Genomic DNA, 16,736 nt, shown 5'->3' on the forward strand with positions numbered 1-16,736 from the left:
GAGTTTTTTATCATTCTCTGTGCTTTTATTTTGTAAATGATATAATATTGTAATCAATTGTAAAGGAGGTCAAATATGGGAATTGAATTCGTTCACTTTAGCACCGGTAAACCGAAACAAATGAAATATGGCGAAGATAAAGAAATGATAACAGGTATATGTAAAGATCCTACAGAAGAGGCCTTCCTCTCAAAAGACGGATTCCGTGGTGATGATGTAGCGGATTTAAAACACCACGGGGGACCTGATCGCGCAGTTTGTGTGTACCCACACGAGCATTACGCACTATGGGAAGAGGAATTTCAAACTACACTTCCAGCTTCCACATTTGGCGAAAACATTACCGTAACAAATATGTTAGAGCGTGATGTTTGCATCGGAGATACATATCAACTAGGCGAAGCAATCATTCAAGTAACACAAGCTCGCGTACCTTGTAGCACAATTTCAAAACGTGTCGGTATTCCTGGCATTTTACCACGCATTGTAGCAACTGGATATACTGGCTACTTATGCCGCGTTCTTCAAGAAGGTACTGTGCGTAAAGATTCTAAAATTACATTACTAGAGCGTCCATCAAACAATGTATCTGTTTTGTTCTCTAACGAAATTTATTTTCATAATAGGAAAGATAAAGATGGCATTGAGAAGGTTCTTGCTGTACAAGAACTAGCCGAGATTTGGCGTGGTCAGTTAGAGGATCGTCTTTCGAAGTTAAAATAATAAATCCCACCTTTTATAGGTGGGACTCTATTTATCTATCATACGGTATACTAGCGACCGAAATTATATCGACTTAACTACAAAATACGACAAACACTCCCCTTACAACCAATAAGAAGAATAACTCCCCAGCACAGTAACAGAAAACCCGAGTGCTTCAAGTTCCATTGTTACGCCTGGCAATAATACATCATCGTATGCTTTGTCGACGTCGATTAAGAAAAAGTAATTTCCAAGGCCTGTTTTCATCGGGCGCGATTCAATTTTGGATAAGTTTAATTTTCTCCATGCGAAAGCTGATAACACTTGATATAGTGCCCCTGCGTAATCAGCAGGTAACGTTATCATAAGCGTCGTTTTCTCTCCTCGGTTTTCTCCGTTATTTGGGAGTACTGCTTTCTTTTTCTTATGGAGAACAAGGAAACGTGTATGATTGTTTTTATGCGTATGAATATCACGCCTTACAATTGTTAATCCGTATTTTTCTGCCGCTGCTTCATTTGCAATAGCTGCAATTTTTTCTTCAGGATGTTCTTTCACATATTGTGCAGCAGCGCTTGTTGATGTCATATCGCGAACGGTTACCCCTTTTAATTCCTCATTTAAAAATTTATGGCACTGTGCAATGGCATGCGGATGAGAATGTACAGCGTATACTTCTTTCCACACTCCTTCGTACTGCGGGTGTACGAGTAAATGTTGCTGAATTGGCACTGTAATTTCTCCTACAATGGAAAGTGGCTGCTCATGTACGAGATAATCAACCGTTATATTAACTGAACCTTCTATGGCGTTCTCTAACGGTACAACCGCATAATCTACATTTTCATTTGCAGCTGCATCAATACAATCTGGAATCGTTCGATACGGTACATGCTCTGCTTCCGGAAAAAAACGACTCACCGCCATATTTGTAAATGTTGCCTCTGGTCCTAAATATCCTACTCGAATCATCGTCTTTTCCCTCTCTTTTTCGTTTTCTTACTGTTATACCACAATTTTAAATATTCTTCTATGTAAATTTCGAATATTTAAAAAAGACTAGCATTCGCTAGTCTAAATGTTTCCTATATTCTCTTTGAGCGAAGAAGAAATACATAATGCATGCAGCAATGTAAAATAAAATAAACAAGCCTACTTTTCTTAATGAACCGTCCATAAAGATCGTATTATGAAACGTATATAACGCAACTGCACTATGCATACTCCCTACTATAATAGGCGCAAAAAATAGCATACATAATTGCCAACGAGAAATCTTCCACACCTCTTCCTTTGTCATCCCAAGTTTAGAGAGTGCACCATACTGTTTACGATCCGATGCAATATTATGAAACCATTTAAAATATACGATACTGCATGAAGTAAGGAAGAATAATATACTAATGAATGAGCCTACAAATAGAGTAATATTACCGAACTCTTTCATATTCACATATAACTCCATATTACTTCGAAATGCATCATTTGTATCTTGTTTCATATGTTTCCGTAAATCTGCATTCAAATCTTTCGTATTTTCGATATTTGGTAATGTGTAACCTCTATATATCATTTTTTCAGAATCCGTAATTGTATTTGATATAATCTCAAAATCTTCATCATTCATGACGAAAAACAGACCATTAATGTGCGAAGGGTGATAGTTAAATTGTACCCCTTCTTTCTGACCGTTAAATGCAAATTGATATGTTTGATTTATTACTTGTAATTGAATCTCTTTTTGATTATATACATTCGGATGATTGCGTTTATTATAATAAACAAGTGTAACTGTTCCTTTTTTAGGATGATACGTTTTCTGTTTTTGTTTTCTCGCCTCTTGATTGTATTCACTTTCCTTTATAAGCGGCGCTACCTCTGTTTCTCCCTTATTGGACTGAAAAGATGCATACACTCCAACAAAACTCATATATTGAAAATCATCATATCCATATTGATGTAATAAGTTTTCAACCTTGTCTTTCTCGAAAACTTCATGAGCAGAAGTGCCTTTTTCTATGTATGAAAATGAGTGTACTCCTCCGCCACGCCACATATCTTGCATGCTAGAAAAATATAAGAACACCGTACCTGTCGCCGTAACGACAAATGTTGTTGCCATAGACAACAGAAAGAAAAAGCGACTATTTTCCTTCATTCGATGTGACAATTGATTCACTATAAATAAATACGGATATGTATACATAATCCTTTTATTTCTTTTTATCACTTCTAATATTTGTGTAGCGCCATGTGTAAATGAAAAATACGTCCCAAAAGAAATGAGTATAACAACCGGAAAAAAGTATAATGCTATCGTTGTCATCGTCACTTGTAGCGCTAACGCATATCCCGTCCCTAAACAAGCAAAACCGAATAAACAAAGCCACTTTGATGTTTTCCTCTCTCGTTTATCTGTTCGAAATTCTTTTAATAACCGTATGATTTTTATATTCCATATACGTAAAGCACTTATAAAAGATAACAGAACAAAGACAAGCATATATGTAACAAACGTTACACCAATCGCTCTCATGTCAAATATGACAGGGAGTTCTTTCGGAAGATGAAGTAACATACTAAATACCATAAAAAAGAGTTTTAAAGAAATCATGCCAAGCCCAATACCGAAAATATTAGCGAAAATTCCGATCAATATTTGCTCGGTCATAATCACTCCTATTACGTTAGATTTCGTTGCTCCCATTAACATATATAACCCTAATTCTTTCTTACGTGCTTCTATGAAAATAGAAGTAGAATACAAAATAAATATGACGAAAAAAGAAATAATTATAACGTTACATATGATAAGCCCCCAGCGTACATTTTGATACCACATCGTCTCTTGCATATACGGATGTACAATGACAGACATGTATGCATAAGAAGCTAATATGGCAAAACAACTACTTAAGAAAAACACTTTATAATTACGCCAATTTCCCTTTATATTTTGCAGCGCTAGTTGCCGAATGTTCATCTATCGTCCTCCTGTAACTTACTACACACGTAAAAAGCTAGAGGTTCCCCTAGCTTTTTACGTGTTTTAAATATCCTCTTTGCGCAATCATAAAGTAAATTGTAGAAGCTAAAATATATGCTCCAATTACTATCGCACCTGATTTCCACAAATCAATATAAAGCATTTTTCCTAACGTATGAAGAGCAAATCCACTATGAATTGTACCGATTAAAATTGGGATAAAGAAGATAACACCCATCTGACGAATTGCAATTTTACGAATTTCTTTATCTGTCATACCAATTCTTTTTAATGACTTAAATTGAATACGATCTTGTTCTTTATCATTAAACCATTTAAAGTATGTCATGCTACAAGCAAAGAAGAAGAACAGTACTGCTACGAAGAAGCCGATGAACATTGTAATTGCTCCACCTTCTCTTATATCTTTATAAGCGAACACTGCGTTTCTCAATTCCCCTTGCTTTTCTGGTGCAATTTCCTTTTTCAAATCTAGCACAAGGTCTTCCGTACTTTTCCAGTCTTCAATATAATAACCATAATATTTCGTCTTTTCTTCATCTGGTACGAGCTTTTCGTATTTCTCAAAATCTTGATCATTCACAATGAGATATTCGCTATCATTAAAAACAGAATATGACGTTGGCTCATTTAATTGAGCAGACTGCTTTTGTCCGTTGATTGTAAATTCATACGGTTTCGTACGATCTATCTTCATAAGTTCATTTGCTGCATCAACCATAACCATCGTCGCACTACCTGGTGCATTATGAACCTCTGTAATTTGCTCTTTCTTTTGTTCACGTACTTCCGCGTTATATTCTTTTTCTGAAATAATCGTCATTGGTACTTCACGTTCACTGTTAAACAACATTATTTTCTGTGTTGCAGGTAGTTTTACGTAAATTACTTTTCGTGCATCTTCAAACCCATGTTTTTTTACAATCTCTTGTTCTTTTTCTTCATTAATCAGGCTATGCGTATTTAGTCCCTTTTCCTCATATGAAATAGCATGCGGTGTAAGCTCTATCGTTTTTGCACTCATATTTTCAAAATATACATAAAGCGTACCAACCGCTGAAGAAACAACCGCCGTAATAATAGAAATAACAAATAGAAAACGAGCATTATCTTTCATTTTATAAATAAGATTGCTAAGTACAAACATATTGGGATACGTATAAAAAGATTGTTTTCGTTTTTGCAATGCCTTTAATACGACTGTACTTCCTTGCGTAAATAGTAAATACGTTCCGCCAATCGTCAGTCCGACAATTGGTAAGAAATACATAATGAAATTCATAATTGTTACTTGGAAACAAAGTATATACGCAGCAATAATACAGCCTATACCAACTACCCCTAACCATGTAAATGCAAAAGGTTCTACTTTTTGTTTTCTTGCCTCTCTTAATAAATCAATAATTTGCAAGCGGCCTACTGTCCAAACACTAAACAATGATAGTATTAAAAAGAGGACAAAGTATATGCCAACTGTAATAAGAACTGCTTTTCCATTCCACACAAGCGGCAGTGTTTTATCAATTTTTAGTAAGACACTGAGTGCTTGGAAGAAAAGTTTTGAACAAAGCATTCCAATCCCAATACCTACTACAATGGCAATACTCCCTAACATCAGTTGCTCTAATATAATCATTCGGCCGAGCTGAGACTTTGTTCCACCTATTAACGTTAATAAGCCAAATTCTTTTTTTCTTGCTCGTAAAAACGTTGAATTCGCATATAAAATAAAGAGTGCTGAGAAGATGACTACAATATAATTCATCGATTCTAACCCTTTTGTAATCATCGTCTTCATACTAATATTACCGCTTACGACATCTGGATGATAAATGAAGGAAGCATACATGAAAAATACGACAATCGATAAACAACTACTAATAAGAAACGCTTTATAATTACGCCAATTTCCTTTTACGTTATTAAGCGCGAGCTGGCGAAAGTTCATGATATTCTCCTCCTAGCATCGCAAGTACGTCTAAAATTTCTTGGAAAAAGGCTTGCTTCGTTCTTCCTTTATGTATTTCTGAAAAAATCTCTCCATCACGTATGAAAAGGATACGTTCGCAATAACTAGCGGCTACTGGATCATGTGTTACCATTGCAATCGTTACTTTCTTTTGCTCATGCAAATCTTGAAGTGCTCCCATTAATGATTTCGCTGACTTAGAATCTAGGTTTCCTGTTGGCTCATCCGCTAAAATTAATGTTGGTTCATGAATAATCGCCCTTGCAGCTGCTGCACGTTGTTGTTGTCCACCTGATACTTCGTATACTTTTTTATTTAAAATTTCTTCAATGTTTAAAAACCTCGCAATTTCAAGTACTTTCGCATCAATTTCTTTTACAGATTTCTTCGCCATTACAAGCGGCAAAATAATATTTTCTTTAATCGATAATGTATCAAGTAAGTTGAAATCTTGGAAAATGAATCCTAGATGTGTACGGCGAAATTCCGCCAATTTTGCAGCACGCATTTGATTAATTTCTTCACCATTTACAAGCACATGACCTGAAGTTTGCTTATCAATTGTTGCTAATAAATTTAAAAGCGTTGTTTTTCCGCTTCCTGAAGGCCCCATAATCCCTACAAACTCGCCTTCTTCAATTTTAAAATTTATATCATTTAAAGCAGTCGTCGCTACTGAACCTTTTGATTGGTACACCTTTGTTAATCCTTTTACTTCAAGAACACTCATTTCTAATCCCCCTACGTGTTTTCTTCTTACATTTACTATAAGAAAAATAAGAAAAAGAAACGAGTGATTTCCCTTACAAAACGTTTTGTTATCTTACAGTTTTGTCATTTTTCTCATTAATGTATGATATTCTTCATCTTTTGCAAATTGGAACGTAACTGTTGTTCCTTCCCCTTCAGTTGATTGTACATACACTCCATGATGTAAATTACCGCAGATTTCCTTCGTAATATATAAACCCATACCTGTCGCTTCCCTTGTTTTACGGCCGTTTATTCCCGTAAAGAACGGATCAAATATACGCTTTACATCTTGCTCAGGAATACCAATTCCATTGTCCTTAATATGTAATAACACCTTTTGATCTTTCTCTTCAATTTGAAATTGAATTTCTTTTTTCTCTGCTTCTGAAATTTTTGTATACTTAATTGCATTCACAACAATTTGGCTCATCGCGATACTAAGCCACTTTCTATCAGACGCAATCATACAAGTCTCTTCTTCAAACATCATTTTCGGAAATACAGAAGATTGAATGAACGACTTCCGATTTTCATTAATAATATCTCGAATGACCTCTATAACATTTACTACTTCTACTTTATAGTCTTTCGAAAATTGATCTAACCTTGCCATATGTAACGCTAAATCTAACCCATTTAAAATACGGTTATTTTCTTCACGAATACTTTCAATCGTTCCCCTTGCTTCACGGTGCTCCTTACCATATTTCTGTAACAATAATTCAATAACGGATACTGGTGTTTTCATTTGATGGATCCACTGGTTCATAAAAATCATTTGCTGTTGCTCTTTTGCATGCTGCTTATGAACTTCATTCATATATTGCTGCCTTAATAGCGTAAACGCTTCAACAACCATTTCTTGCTCTGACGTATAAGAAGTATCGATAAGTAAAGAGTCATGTAATGTATGTCCACCGGCAATATACTGTTCTATCCTCTTTAAAAACACACTTCGTTTTCGGTAATCGTAAATAAGGTATAAACTAAACACAACTGTCCCTAATAAAAGTCCGTATAACCATGTACTCCAGTCCAGCGCACGCTTTTCTAAAAGGCTTTGCAACTGCAATACGAGTCCAAATAAACAAAGGCTTATAATGTAAGAAAGGATTAAGGAAAAACGTTCTATGAGGTAATTTTTAACCTTCATGCCCTTCGCCCCACTCAGTAAGAAGAGCATAACCGTACCCACGCTTTGTGACAATTGCATTTTTAATGCCTAACTCCTCAAGTTTCTTCCTTACACGCTTTACATTCACGGTTAATGTATTATCATCAACAAAAGCTACTTCATCCCATAAAGCCTCTAACAGCTCTTCACGTGTCACGTATTGATTTGCTTGTTTCATTAAACATTCTAATAAATAAAACTCATTTTTTGTAAGTTCCGTTTGTTGACCTTTCCACTCTACTGTGTGCTGTGATGGGAATAATAACAATCCATTAACACCTAAGCAGTCACTTTCCGCGGCCAAAGCATACTCACCATACCCGCGGCGGAGTGCACTTTTCACCTTTGCCATTACGATATCTAAATGGAATGGCTTTGTAATGTAATCATCTCCGCCATTTTCAATCGCCATTACTTGATCCATTTCCCCTGTTCTTGCAGAAACAAAAATAATCGGCGCATTCGATACAGTGCGGATTTGGCGGCACCAGTAGAAGCCATCAAAGTATGGTAAATTAATATCAAGTAACACAAGATGAGGACTTACTTTTACAAACTCATCTTTTATATGCCGTAAATCGCTCACTCTGAAAGATTGATATCCATACCTTTCTAAATGCTCCTCTAATATCTCTGCAATTTTTTCATCATCTTCTACAATTAATATTTTATACATATTCCTTTTCTCCCCATAAAATATTCTTCTAAAATCACTCCTTTTTCTATTATAAATTGAAACTTTAATCAATGGGGATTTTTTCCTATATCGACTTATGGTTCACCTATATGAATTGGGTTTTTACTGGACTCAAATAACGAAAAAAAAAGACCGCCATATTTCGGCAGTCTTAATCGATAAATTCAAATTGATATTCAAGAATTTTCACAATATCTCCGTCTGTTGCACCACGTGCACGAAGGGCTTCATCAATACCCATTCCACGCATTTGACGAGCAAATCGGCGTACAGATTCATCACGTGAGAAGTCTGTCATCTTGAATGTTTTCTCAATGTCATAACCAGAAATAACAAATGTGCCATCACTTTCGCGTGTAATTTCAAAATTAGATTCAGATTCAAATTTGTACATTACACTTGCTTCAGATTCTTCTACATCATCGTACATTGGGAATTCTGGTGTTGTTTCTAATAAGTTCGCTACTTCAAATAGTAAGTCACGAACACCTTGTTTCGTTACAGCTGAGATTGGGAAAATTTTCACTTCGTCTCCCAATTTCTCTTTAAATGCTTGTAAGTTTTCTTCTGCATCTGGCATATCCATTTTGTTTGCAACAACAACTTGTGGACGCTCAGTTAAACGCATATTGTATTCTTTTAGTTCATTATTGATTGTGACATAATCTTCATATGGCTCACGTCCTTCTAAACCAGACATATCGATAACGTGTACAATTACACGTGTACGTTCGATATGACGTAAGAATTGGTGTCCAAGTCCAACGCCGGAGTGTGCGCCTTCAATTAGTCCAGGAAGGTCAGCCATAACGAAGCTGCGGTTATCACCAGTTTCAACAACACCAAGATTCGGAACGATTGTTGTAAAGTGATATTCTGCAATTTTCGGACGTGCTGATGATACAACAGATAATAATGTAGATTTACCTACACTTGGGAATCCAACAAGTCCAACATCTGCTAGCACTTTAAGTTCTAGCGTGACATCACGTTCTTGACCTGGTTCCCCGTTCTCAGCGATTTCTGGCGCTGGGTTCGTCGCTGTTGCGAAACGTGAATTACCACGGCCACCACGGCCACCTCTTGCGATTACAGCTGTTTGTTCATGCGTTACTAAATCGGCAAGAATTTCACCTGTTTTTTCATCTTTCACTATTGTTCCTGGTGGAACCTTTACGATTAAATCTTCAGATTTACGACCGTGCTGACCTTTACTCATTCCGTGCTGACCGCGATCAGCTTTGAAATGACGTTGGTAGCGGAAGTCCATTAATGTACGTAAGCCTTCCTCAACAACAAAAACAACATCTGCACCTTTACCACCGTCGCCACCTGCTGGGCCACCTTTAGGTACATACTTCTCACGACGATACGCAACCATTCCGTTACCACCGTCGCCGCCTTTTACATATATCTTGACCTGATCTACAAACATTATTTCACCACACTTTTTTCGATTAGTTGTAATATAACTGAGACTTCTTCGTCTCGTACTGTATAAGAAATGGAATACCATTTATTGTTTTCGTTCGCAAGCCACGTTTGTAGTTCTTCTACATTCGTTAGCTTTCCACGAAAATCAAAAAAGAAACGAGCATTCTCCGCGTCACTTTCAATTGTGATACAAACATAATTTTCAACATATACGTCTAAACTATGCTGAAGCATTAAGAAAAACTGATTCGTCCATGTACATACAGTCTCATCTAGATGAGATAAGTTATGTAATTTCCCTAATACTTCGTACTCCAATAAGCACGGTTGCTGTTTCCAATTATATGTTAAAATCCACTCTGAAAATAAAGGCATTGATAGCCCCATCAGATTGGATTCTTGTCTCGCTTCTTGGACAAAACGATCGATGAGCCTATGAATCTCTTCCACTTTTCCAAGGGAAAGATTTCCTTTAACCATCTGCAAACGATTGAGCCAATCATGTCTCGAGTGGCTCAACGCATCTATAATTGTCCATTTTTCATTCATTTAGATACCCCTTAATATAGAAAAACTCTAACCTGCACTCAGGTTAGAGTTTTCCGTGAGTTCTTATGCTTCTTGAGCAACAGGATATACGCTCACTTGTTTGCGGTCACGACCAAGACGCTCAAAGCGTACTACGCCGTCAACTTTCGCGTATAAAGTGTCATCGCCACCACGACCAACGTTAACACCTGGATAAATTTTTGTACCGCGTTGACGGTAAAGAATTGAACCACCTGAAACCGTTTGACCATCTGCGCGTTTAGCACCAAGACGTTTTGACTGAGAGTCACGACCGTTCTTTGTACTACCTACACCTTTCTTAGATGCGAAAAACTGAAGATCTAATCTTAACATACGTTACACCTCCTGCACTTTTTCTATTAAACGGATATACTTTCCGTAATCAAGTTCAATCGTCTTAAGTGAAACAACCAATCCTTCTAAAAGTATTTGTGCTTTTTCTGCTGTATGAACGTCTAAATCATTAGGCAATTCATACGTCAAGAATCCGCCACCACTTCCGAGTTCAATAGTTGCCTGCACATTACAAAGTTCTTCCACTGCATTTATAGAACCAAACACAACCGCTGTAGTTCCAGCACAGACAAGATCTTGTCCATGTGGCGCATAATTGGCATGTCCAGTCATTTTAAATGATCGGATACTTCCTAGTTTCGTGCGACTTATCGTAATCTTAATCATCTTAACCAGAATTAAGCGTTGATAGCTTCAACTACTAGCTTAGTGTAAGGTTGACGATGACCTTGTTTCTTACGATTGTTCTTTTTCGCTTTGTATTTGAAAACGATGATTTTCTTAGCGCGACCTTGTTTTTCAACTTTCGCAGTAACTGTTGCACCCTCTACAACTGGGCTACCAACTTTCACGTTTTCGCCACCAACGAAAAGAACTTTGTCAAAAGTAACAGTTTCACCAGCTTCAACATCTAATTTTTCAATGTAGATTGCTTGACCAGCTTCAACTTTAATTTGTTTTCCACCTGTTTCGATAATTGCGTACATACTTGCACCTCCTCTTAATTACTAAGACTCGCCAAAAACGAGGTAGACATAAAATGTCTTTAGGGAACCTGTCTTGTGCGGTTGTAGCATATAGCAGTTTAGGTGCTATAAACTATAACATAAAAATATTACCATGACTCATTGACTATTGTCAATGAATGTTCTGCTAACTATTTTTTCCGTTCTACAATTTCTTTCTTACTTCCAAAGCGGATAATAGCGTACTTTTCGATAATATCATCTTTGAAATAAATTTCAAATGGAATATTTTTTTGTAATTCTTTTTGTGAAAAATGTTTTTGTACTTTTTTTGAAGCACCAATCAATACAGCTTCATCCTCTATATTACCATAAGTAATAAGCTCTCTCTCTAGCTCATACGCAATTGTTTCATTAGATATAACGTAACCTGTCGCTTTACAAGGCGCACACTCTTCTAATAATACGTCACGTAACGAATGTTTCTTGCGCTTACGCGTCATCTCTAAAATACCTAACTCTGTAAACCCAAGCACTCTTGTATATGTGCGATCATCTTGTAAAGCTATCATTAAACGCTCTCTTACCTTCTCTTTATCTTCCCGTCTTTTCATATTAATAAAATCAATTAATATCATCCCGCCAATATCACGAAGTCTTAATTGACGAGCAATCTCTTCAGCAGCCATTTCATTTGTGCGAAATACGGTATCTTGTAAATTTTGTTTTCCAGTAAATTTACCTGTATTCACATCAATTACAGTCATCGTCTCCATTTGTTCTACAATTAGATAGGCACCATTTGGTAGCCACACAATTTTTTGAAGTGCTTTCTCGATTTCACGATCTATTCCAAAGTGGTTAAACATCGAAGATTTTTCATTATAAAAGGATACTCTTTCTTTCCCTACTTTTTCTTCTAATTCTTTTACTATACTTCTCGTATCTACAACTATTTTTTCAATTGTTTCAATTGGGTTCTCCTGAAATACACGATCTAAAAACGTCGCTGGTTGATGAAGTAGTAAGGGCGCCTTCCCTTGATCTTCTTTTCTTTTTAACTCTTCATATAACTGCTGCAACCCTTGCATTTCAGCTTGTATTTCATCGATCGTTCCTTTTTCAGAAGCAGAACGGAAAATGTATCCACCTGTTCCTTCTACTTCAATTCCCAGTAACTGTTGTCTTCTTTTATTATTTTTTATTTTCCGAGAAACAGCGCGCATGTCATCATAGGGCATGTAAACGACATATTTTCCGGTAACTTCTATCTTCGCCGTTAATTTTGGCCCCTTCGTATCAATTGCCTCTTTCACAACTTGTACAAGTATCGCCTGTCCTTCATGTATACGATATGAAGATGGTACATCATCAAATGAAAGATATGCATGTTTTTCTAATCCGATATTTACAAAGGCTGCGTTCATTCCAGCAATTGTTCTTACGATACGTCCAACATAAATATGTCCGACAATCTCCTGCTCTTCATTCCGTTTCCATAAAAGCTCTACAATTTTTTGTTTCTCTTCTATCGCAACACGCTTTTCCGAACCAGTGTAGTTAATATATAACGTCTTCAAAATTCTTTCCTCACTTTTCATTTCTTTTCCTTACAATATAAAAGGTTAGTGTCGTCGTCAACACTAACCAATTAATTCTTCAACAGATGAGGTTGTTCGTTTTTCAGCAAAATACGCATACAACAATTCATTTTCGTCCAATGTGTAATGCTCTTTATATTTTCCATGGACGATAATAGAGTGTTTATATCCTCTGCGAAATTTTGTGAAAATCGTATATAAATGATCTTCCGTTTTCACCTCAATAGGTGCTATTTTTTCAATATCTCTTTTATTCCCATAATAACGCTCTAATAAAAAACGCATAAATGCGTACCGTCTTTGTTTCCATTCTTGATATAAAGAAATCGCTAGAAAAACGAGTAATACCCACATCATAATGTTATTACTATTCCAAAGTAACTGCCATCCTAATATTACACTAAAAAAAACACATGACAATTTCATCATCTTTTCATGTGCTTGTAAATAGGGAAAACGATATGATAATACATTAAATAATACTTTTCCACCATCAAGTGGCCAAATAGGCAATAAATTAAACCCTAAAATAATGACATTATTCCATACAAAGAAATGGTACAAATCGTCAGTTACCCAGCCCGCTTTATACAAAATGTAAGCGACCGCAATCATCCATATATGCTGAATTGGCCCCGCCATAACGACAATTAATTCTTCTTTTAAAGATTTATTCCCATGTTCTTCCATCTCAACTACGCCACCAAACGGCAAAAGCTGAATTTGTTTAATACGCCAATTATAATACGCTGCGGCAAAAGCATGCCCAAGTTCATGAACTAAAACGATACAAAATAGTAATAGTAACTCTTTAAAACGTGCTGTAAAAATACCAATGACAATAATAACCCAAAACAACGGATGCACAGAAATTTTCGTGAAAACATCCCTATATTTAATCAAATGAAATCACCTGAATTGGATCAATAAATTTTTCATTCTTTTTTATTGCAAAATAAAATTTGCCATTTTTATTATTTTCATCATTACTCACTATTCCAATTTTTTGTTTCTTTGAAACGTAATCATATAATTTTACTGACATATCATTTAAATTTGCATACCATGACTCCGTACCATCAGCGTGCTGAATTTGAACTGTATTTCCAAGTTCCTCTTTCTTGCCCGCAAAAACAACTATACCTTCATTTACTGACTCCACCGTTGCATTTGTAGCCGTTTGAACAAATACACCCTGGCCGTTTTTTTGAAATCCTTGCATCACCTTTCCAGAGGCAGGAATCGCATAATCCTTTTGCTGAATAGCCTCTTCTTTTTTCTCATTTGGAGAAAAGAACACGAGAGGTTTTCCAAACTGATTTTCATACCATTTCGATATAGTAGCAAATTGAAATTCTTCTTGCATAACTTTTTCTGTAACAGCTCTAGTACCATCAAAAGAAGAAGGTGCGTTCTTAAATAAAATAGCAACCGAAAGAACTAATATTGCTGATAGCAAAACTTTGAAGAGAAAAACTTCTTTTCGAAATAGAGGATGAATTTCCTTCTCCCCCTCTTCAATAAAGACCGTTTCGCTATCAAAATCTCCTCCCGCAAAATACTGCTCTTCTTCTAGCAATTCTTGCTCTGCTTTCCTTTTCGCAATCCGCTTTTTAATTTCTTCCACACGTCTATTCTTCATACTGTCTCCTTTCTTTCGTTAGCCTTATTCAAATAGAAACAGTTATATACAGTTTGTACATATGTATGAGTTATAGAAGGAAGATATTCATGCGAAGAAAAAAGAAAGCACTCCGCATTTATGCGAAGTGCTTTTAACGGATTCCAAAGAAATTTTTCATCTTTGTAAATACCGATACTTTTTCTTGTTCAAATGCTTGTAATGGTACATTCTCACCTAACAAGCGTCTTGCAATATTACGATAAGCTATTGCTGCTTTCCCGCTAGGTTGCAGCGCTACAGGTTCACCTGTATTCGTAGCACGAATAACTTCATCATCATCCTCGACAACGCCAAGAAGCTCGATTGACAGTGTACGTACAATTTCATCAACGTCTAACATATCCTGTTCATGAAGCATATGACTACGCACACGGTTAATTACAAGTTTCGGTGGTTCAATATCCTCTTTCTCTAAAAGCCCGATAATACGATCCGCATCACGCATTGAGGATACTTCTGGTGTTGTTACAACGATTGCTTTATCCGCACCTGCTACTGCATTTTTAAACCCCTGCTCAATCCCCGCAGGACAATCAATTAATATGTAATCATAATCTTGACGTAATACTTGTATTAATTCATCCATTTGTTCAGGTGTTACCGCCGATTTATCGCTCGTTTGTGCTGCAGGTAATAAATAAAGATCATCAAAACGCTTATCTTTAATAAGAGCCTGAGGTAAACGACAACGCCCTTCAACGACATCAACAAGATCAAATACAATACGATTTTCTAGCCCCATTACTACGTCTAAATTGCGTAAACCGATATCTGTATCAATTAAACACACTTTTTTTCCAGATAACGCAAGGGCTGTACCAATGTTCGCAGACGTTGTAGTTTTACCTACTCCGCCTTTTCCAGATGTAATTACTATTGCCTCTCCCACAGCTATACAATTCCCCTTTCTAACTTTGTTAAATTAGGTCTAAGATGAGTGAGAAGTTGCAGGCGATCGACAACAATGTGATTATTCTCATTAATGTACGCACATTCTGCCGCCTCTGCTCCGTCTTCTTTCTCTTCCGGAGCCCGCATTGTCACATCACTAATTCGGAGTTGCATAGGGTTCATAATAGATGCAGCAATAACAGCTTCTGAATCTCCATCATACCCCGCATGTGCAATTCCTCTTAATGATCCCAAGACAAAAATATTCCCCCCAGCGATAACCGTTCCGCCTGGATTAACATCTCCAATTAATAATAAATTGCCTTTTACATGTAACACTTGTCCAGAGCGAACAATTTTGGAAATAGGGACAATTTCTGTTTCTTCTTTCCAAGCTATTGCTTCTGCTTTTGTTATAACATCACTTTCGATTGATTCTACAACAAGGTTCTTCTTATTGCGAATTAACGTACGAATCTCTTCTTGTTGTACTTCTGTTAAATAGCGATTTCCTACTTTAACACGCACTTCAATTAAAGAACGTCCGTCACTCTCATAGTAATGTGTAGAAAGCTTTTCATCCAATTCTTTTAGTAGCTCAGAGAATGAACAGCAATCATCTAAATGAAGTGTTATTCCATCTTTTGTCCCTTTTATCGTTACATTTTGTTGCTTTTTTTCTTCCACTAAAGTTCACCCCACCGATTCAATTCGACATAAAATTAGAAAATCCTTTTTTCTTTTTCTTCTATCGCTTTTGAAAGACGCACTAAATATCGTCTCAGTGGGAAACAAACTATTAATAAGAAAATTCCATTTAGCAATAAAGTAGCAAGGAGACGATCTGTGAAAAAGACAGATGCTGACATGTGAGTACGTCCTAACAAAGTTAAAAACCCATACACATAATACTCTAATGCTGCAATGCCAGCCAGTACGATAGAAGCGACAATAAATAAATTCAATTGTAATACTTTCATCACACTATAAACTAAATAAGCTAAAATCGGATAAGCAAATATATATATACCGACAAGTTCCGTGTATACGGTATCAAATAAGAAACCAAATAATAGTCCGTAGTAAATCCCTTGAACCGGACTATAGTACACTGTAATAAAACATAACACAATTATAAAGAAATGCGGTGCTGCTATACTGCCTTTCCAAAAGACGTCTGTTGGAACAACAGTAGAGAACATATTTTCAAATAAAAAAACAAAAAGGAGCAAAAGAGGAAGAGCTGCTCTTTTTAAAATCGTCATCATCTC

The 16,736-nt window shown here is 36.3% G+C and carries 18 protein-coding genes and 1 other annotated feature; of the genes, 1 reads left to right on the forward strand and 17 read right to left on the reverse strand.

Annotation, left to right across the window (positions count from 1 at the left end; all coding sequences use genetic code 11):
• Positions 1-75: 75 nt before the first annotated feature.
• Positions 76-723, forward strand: coding sequence for an MOSC domain-containing protein (locus tag NSQ69_RS21885; protein WP_341099669.1), 648 nt, complete (start codon positions 76-78; stop codon positions 721-723).
• A 102-nt stretch (positions 724-825) separates the two neighbouring features.
• Here the strand turns inward: NSQ69_RS21885 and pheA are convergent, their stop codons facing one another.
• The 17 genes from pheA to mreD all read right to left on the reverse strand — a co-directional run bounded on the left by pheA (position 826) and on the right by mreD (position 16,733).
• A complete protein-coding gene (gene pheA, locus NSQ69_RS21890; RefSeq protein WP_002167625.1) occupies positions 826-1,677 on the reverse strand; it encodes a prephenate dehydratase in 852 nt (283 codons plus the stop codon).
• Positions 1,678-1,774: 97 nt separating this feature from the next.
• On the reverse strand, positions 1,775-3,688 hold the full coding sequence (locus NSQ69_RS21895) for an ABC transporter permease (protein WP_033731352.1): 1,914 nt from the start codon (positions 3,686-3,688) through the stop codon (positions 1,775-1,777).
• Positions 3,689-3,737: 49 nt separating this feature from the next.
• On the reverse strand, positions 3,738-5,660 hold the full coding sequence (locus NSQ69_RS21900; RefSeq protein ID WP_033734272.1) for an ABC transporter permease: 1,923 nt from the start codon (positions 5,658-5,660) through the stop codon (positions 3,738-3,740).
• The gene (locus NSQ69_RS21905) at positions 5,635-6,411 is read right to left on the reverse strand and encodes an ABC transporter ATP-binding protein (protein ID WP_002015381.1); all 777 of its coding nucleotides are present in this window, start codon (positions 6,409-6,411) and stop codon (positions 5,635-5,637) included. The genes NSQ69_RS21900 and NSQ69_RS21905 overlap by 26 nt, the downstream gene beginning before the upstream one ends.
• Before the next feature lie 93 nt (positions 6,412-6,504).
• The gene (locus NSQ69_RS21910; RefSeq protein ID WP_341099670.1) at positions 6,505-7,587 is read right to left on the reverse strand and encodes a HAMP domain-containing histidine kinase; all 1,083 of its coding nucleotides are present in this window, start codon (positions 7,585-7,587) and stop codon (positions 6,505-6,507) included.
• Complete coding sequence (locus NSQ69_RS21915; protein ID WP_002034150.1) at positions 7,577-8,284, reverse strand: response regulator transcription factor; 708 nt, start codon at positions 8,282-8,284, stop codon at positions 7,577-7,579. Before NSQ69_RS21915 ends, NSQ69_RS21910 begins: the two co-directional genes overlap by 11 nt.
• Positions 8,285-8,456: 172 nt before the next feature.
• Positions 8,457-9,740 carry a GTPase ObgE gene (obgE, locus tag NSQ69_RS21920; protein WP_002015378.1) on the reverse strand — a complete coding sequence of 428 codons (1,284 nt, stop codon included), beginning with the start codon at positions 9,738-9,740 and terminating at the stop codon, positions 8,457-8,459.
• Complete coding sequence (locus NSQ69_RS21925) at positions 9,740-10,288, reverse strand: sporulation initiation phosphotransferase B (RefSeq protein ID WP_002015377.1); 549 nt, start codon at positions 10,286-10,288, stop codon at positions 9,740-9,742. The genes obgE and NSQ69_RS21925 overlap by 1 nt, the downstream gene beginning before the upstream one ends.
• Before the next feature lie 63 nt (positions 10,289-10,351).
• Complete coding sequence (gene rpmA / locus NSQ69_RS21930; protein ID WP_000944957.1) at positions 10,352-10,642, reverse strand: 50S ribosomal protein L27; 291 nt, start codon at positions 10,640-10,642, stop codon at positions 10,352-10,354.
• Positions 10,643-10,645: 3 nt separating this feature from the next.
• Positions 10,646-10,990: a ribosomal-processing cysteine protease Prp gene (locus NSQ69_RS21935; RefSeq protein ID WP_002184913.1), complete on the reverse strand. Its 345-nt coding sequence runs from the start codon at positions 10,988-10,990 to the stop codon at positions 10,646-10,648.
• A gap of 11 nt (positions 10,991-11,001) precedes the next feature.
• Positions 11,002-11,310, reverse strand: coding sequence for a 50S ribosomal protein L21 (gene rplU / locus NSQ69_RS21940; protein ID WP_000270907.1), 309 nt, complete (start codon positions 11,308-11,310; stop codon positions 11,002-11,004).
• A 14-nt stretch (positions 11,311-11,324) separates the two neighbouring features.
• Positions 11,325-11,403 (reverse strand) — a sequence feature (ribosomal protein L21 leader region).
• Positions 11,404-11,480: 77 nt separating this feature from the next.
• Positions 11,481-12,890 carry an Rne/Rng family ribonuclease gene (locus tag NSQ69_RS21945; RefSeq protein WP_002015376.1) on the reverse strand — a complete coding sequence of 470 codons (1,410 nt, stop codon included), beginning with the start codon at positions 12,888-12,890 and terminating at the stop codon, positions 11,481-11,483.
• 42 nt (positions 12,891-12,932) lie between these two features.
• Positions 12,933-13,793 (reverse strand): M50 family metallopeptidase, encoded by an 861-nt coding sequence (locus tag NSQ69_RS21950; RefSeq protein WP_002088816.1) that lies wholly within the window; start codon positions 13,791-13,793, stop codon positions 12,933-12,935.
• Positions 13,786-14,532, reverse strand: coding sequence for a M23 family metallopeptidase (locus NSQ69_RS21955; protein ID WP_002034147.1), 747 nt, complete (start codon positions 14,530-14,532; stop codon positions 13,786-13,788). The genes NSQ69_RS21950 and NSQ69_RS21955 overlap by 8 nt, the downstream gene beginning before the upstream one ends.
• A 133-nt stretch (positions 14,533-14,665) precedes the next feature.
• Entirely contained in the window at positions 14,666-15,463 is a 798-nt protein-coding gene (gene minD, locus NSQ69_RS21960) for a septum site-determining protein MinD (protein WP_000503308.1), read from the reverse strand.
• A gap of 2 nt (positions 15,464-15,465) precedes the next feature.
• On the reverse strand, positions 15,466-16,152 hold the full coding sequence (gene minC / locus NSQ69_RS21965; protein ID WP_002015372.1) for a septum site-determining protein MinC: 687 nt from the start codon (positions 16,150-16,152) through the stop codon (positions 15,466-15,468).
• Positions 16,153-16,187: 35 nt separating this feature from the next.
• Positions 16,188-16,733 carry a rod shape-determining protein MreD gene (mreD, locus tag NSQ69_RS21970; RefSeq protein ID WP_002015371.1) on the reverse strand — a complete coding sequence of 182 codons (546 nt, stop codon included), beginning with the start codon at positions 16,731-16,733 and terminating at the stop codon, positions 16,188-16,190.
• Positions 16,734-16,736 lie beyond the last annotated feature (3 nt).

It is taken from the genome of Bacillus sp. FSL R10-2201 (genome assembly GCF_038008665.1).
Classification (GTDB): domain Bacteria; phylum Bacillota; class Bacilli; order Bacillales; family Bacillaceae_G; genus Bacillus_A; species Bacillus_A mycoides.

What these genes read in the sequence shown, in the direction of transcription:
- NSQ69_RS21885 (WP_341099669.1), top strand. Translation starts at nt 76, where the DNA reads ATGGGAATTGAATTCGTTCACTTTAGCACCGGTAAACCGAAACAAATG.
- pheA (WP_002167625.1), bottom strand. Translation starts at nt 1,677, where the DNA reads ATGATTCGAGTAGGATATTTAGGACCAGAGGCAACATTTACAAATATG.
- NSQ69_RS21895 (WP_033731352.1), bottom strand. Translation starts at nt 3,688, where the DNA reads ATGAACATTCGGCAACTAGCGCTGCAAAATATAAAGGGAAATTGGCGT.
- NSQ69_RS21900 (WP_033734272.1), bottom strand. Translation starts at nt 5,660, where the DNA reads ATGAACTTTCGCCAGCTCGCGCTTAATAACGTAAAAGGAAATTGGCGT.
- NSQ69_RS21905 (WP_002015381.1), bottom strand. Translation starts at nt 6,411, where the DNA reads ATGAGTGTTCTTGAAGTAAAAGGATTAACAAAGGTGTACCAATCAAAA.
- NSQ69_RS21910 (WP_341099670.1), bottom strand. Translation starts at nt 7,587, where the DNA reads ATGAAGGTTAAAAATTACCTCATAGAACGTTTTTCCTTAATCCTTTCT.
- NSQ69_RS21915 (WP_002034150.1), bottom strand. Translation starts at nt 8,284, where the DNA reads ATGTATAAAATATTAATTGTAGAAGATGATGAAAAAATTGCAGAGATA.
- obgE (WP_002015378.1), bottom strand. Translation starts at nt 9,740, where the DNA reads ATGTTTGTAGATCAGGTCAAGATATATGTAAAAGGCGGCGACGGTGGT.
- NSQ69_RS21925 (WP_002015377.1), bottom strand. Translation starts at nt 10,288, where the DNA reads ATGAATGAAAAATGGACAATTATAGATGCGTTGAGCCACTCGAGACAT.
- rpmA (WP_000944957.1), bottom strand. Translation starts at nt 10,642, where the DNA reads ATGTTAAGATTAGATCTTCAGTTTTTCGCATCTAAGAAAGGTGTAGGT.
- NSQ69_RS21935 (WP_002184913.1), bottom strand. Translation starts at nt 10,990, where the DNA reads ATGATTAAGATTACGATAAGTCGCACGAAACTAGGAAGTATCCGATCA.
- rplU (WP_000270907.1), bottom strand. Translation starts at nt 11,310, where the DNA reads ATGTACGCAATTATCGAAACAGGTGGAAAACAAATTAAAGTTGAAGCT.
- NSQ69_RS21945 (WP_002015376.1), bottom strand. Translation starts at nt 12,890, where the DNA reads ATGAAAAGTGAGGAAAGAATTTTGAAGACGTTATATATTAACTACACT.
- NSQ69_RS21955 (WP_002034147.1), bottom strand. Translation starts at nt 14,532, where the DNA reads ATGAAGAATAGACGTGTGGAAGAAATTAAAAAGCGGATTGCGAAAAGG.
- mreD (WP_002015371.1), bottom strand. Translation starts at nt 16,733, where the DNA reads ATGATGACGATTTTAAAAAGAGCAGCTCTTCCTCTTTTGCTCCTTTTT.